This window comes from Deinococcota bacterium, assembly GCA_030858465.1.
Lineage (GTDB): Bacteria > Deinococcota > Deinococci > Deinococcales > Trueperaceae > JALZLY01.
Genome location: JALZLY010000010.1, coordinates 1 through 2,483 on the forward strand (window position 1 = coordinate 1; position 2,483 = coordinate 2,483).

1 protein-coding gene is annotated in these 2,483 nt (G+C 69.0%); it reads left to right on the top strand.

What is annotated here, in order from left to right; genetic code table 11:
• Positions 1–1,820: hypothetical protein (locus M3498_00735; GenBank protein ID MDQ3457821.1), on the top strand; the 1,820-nt coding region annotated here is incomplete at its 5' end.
• Positions 1,821–2,483 lie beyond the last annotated feature (663 nt).

The window sequence follows — 2,483 nt, forward strand, 5'->3', positions numbered from 1 at the left end:
GAGCGCACGCGGGCGCGCGCCGCACCTTGACGGGCTGGTACACCCGCGCGCCCGCCCTGAGCCCCAGCGGCAGGCAGCTCGCCTGGGTGAGCCCGTTCGAGGGCGTCCGGGTGGCGGCCCTGGGCGAGGGGGAGGAGAGGCTCGAAAGCTCGCGCCTGGTCCTCGCCGAGCGCCTGCCGGCGGCGCTCGCCTGGCTCGACGAGACGACGCTTCTTTACAGCCGCACGGTCCGCCAGCCGGGTGGGGCGGCCTCCGACCTGTTCGCGCTCGAGGTGGCGACGGGCTTGGAGACCCGCCTGACCCACGGCACCCGGGCCAGGTTTCCCTCGCTGATGGAAGACGGCTGCGTGCTCTTTCTGCGCGACGCGCCCGTTACGGGCAGCGCGCTGGAAACCCTGTGCCAGGGAGAGAGGCGCGAACTCTGGCAGCGGCGCGAGGTCTGGAGGGTGCCGCCGGACCGCTTCGTCGTCGGGCTGGCGGCGGGGCCGGACGGCCGGGTGGCCCTGAGCGTCTGGGAAAGGGGCGGGTATCTCAATCTGGCGCTGTTGGAGGGCGGCGAGCTCCGCTTCCTCACCCGCGACCGCGCCCAGGACCTCGAGCCCCGCTGGCACGGCTCCAGGCTCCTCTTCCGCTCCGACCGCGACCCGACGGGCGCCTTTGACCTCTACGCGCTTCACCCCGAGACGGGCGCGCTCACGCGCCTCACCCGCACGGTGGGCGGCGCCTTTTCGCCCGCGCCCGGCCCCGAGAGTCTGTGGTACGTCGAGCTCGGCGCGGAGGGTTACGACCTGGCGGAATTGAGCGAGCCTCTGGAGGAAGAGGTGGTGCCCCTGTTCGAAGCCCCGACCGCCGCCGAACGGCCCTCCAGCCTTTATCCCGTCCGGCCCTACTCGCCCCTGGCCAGCCTGGCGCCCTACGGCTGGTTGCCGACCGATCTGGGTTTCGGCGCGGCTGCGGACGGCGGCCTCTACCCCAGGGCGGCCGTCACCGTCTACGGCCAGGACGACTCGAGCCGCCACGCCTACACCCTGACCCTGGGCTACGACGGTGGGCTGCGGGGTCATCTGGGAGGCGCCTACGCCGCCTGGCGCTACGGCTACGGCGAGCCGGGCCTGGTGACGGCGGTAACGGCGGAGCCGCTCTCCTTTGCCCTTCAGGCAGGTCTCTGGCCCCACCAGGCGCACCTCCGGCCCCGGCTCGAGACCGCCCTGGGCGTCCGCGCCGAGCTCGGCGCCCGCCTTCCCCGCGACGACTGGACGGCTCATGTCGGTCTCGGCGCCGGCCTCCTCAGCCTGGCCTCGCGCCCCGGCCTCCAGCCCGATCTGCGCCTGGGGGCGACGCTGAGCCGGCAGCGCCACGACCCCTGGGGCTATCCCAGCCGGGGACCCGGCTTCGGCCTGAGCGCCGTCCTCTCGGCCAGCGACCAAGGCCTCTCGCCCGGCCTCTGGGCCGAGGCCCATACCGCGCTGCCCCTGGCGCCCCGGCTGCCGGGGCGGTTGCTCCTCACGGCCAGGGGTGGCTACCGCCCGCCGCCGACCCTGCCCGCGCGGCCATCTAGCGACTGGGCAGCCTTTGCCGGCTTGGGCTTCCACCAGGCGCTGCCGCTCGCCTGGCGCTACGGCGACGGCCGCTACGCCGCCGAGCGGCTCAGCCTCGAGCCCAGACTGCACCTCTGGTTCGACGGGGCGCTGCGTCTGGGCGGCGAGCTGAGCCTCTACCTCGACACCGTGCTCAACTACGCCGCGCCCGTCTCGGTGGGCGCGACGCTAGGCTACAGCGACGGCTTCTGGACCCGCTTGGGCTACCGCCTGCCCTTCTAGGGGTTGGGGATTGGGAAAAGACAAGCCCCCAACCCCCAGCTCCAAAGGTTTACAGGCAGGTCGTCTCGTTCTTGAAGGAGCGGATGTAGGCGAGGGCTTGTGAGAGAGGCTGGCGGCGGGAGGGCTCGAGGCTGTCCGCCTGCAGGTCGAACCAGATTTCGATCGACGGGTCTGCTGCACAAACCACAGCATCGTGCGACGTGAAAGTCGCGAGTGAGTTTGTTGGCGAAAAGGAGGTGAGAAATCGAGCCAACCTGATGTTTTGCCATCAGTACCCTACCGGCACATGCGCGGCGGGTAACTACCGGGTGTGAAGCTGCCGGGACAATGTACCCCTCTCTCTAAGGGCCTGTAAAAGAAGGCTCTCCTCAGATTACCGGGACACTCGATAAATTGACCTCAATAACTAGAGCGTGTCGCATAAAAGAAGATGGATGAACCCTATGATGGTGACTTTCCAAAGATAAAAGGGAGCTTGCGAACCTCAAGAGGCTTGCCAAGCTCCCCTTCTCCCTGGTATATCCTGGGATGTGAAAGCAGGAGGACACCATGAGAGAACAGGGCGATTGTACGCTGTCAGCTCCCGTGCTGCCAAGCCAGGGCGAGCTTGTCTCGATCTACGTCGATCACTGCCATCCGCTGTTACAACTCAAAGGGGCGTTG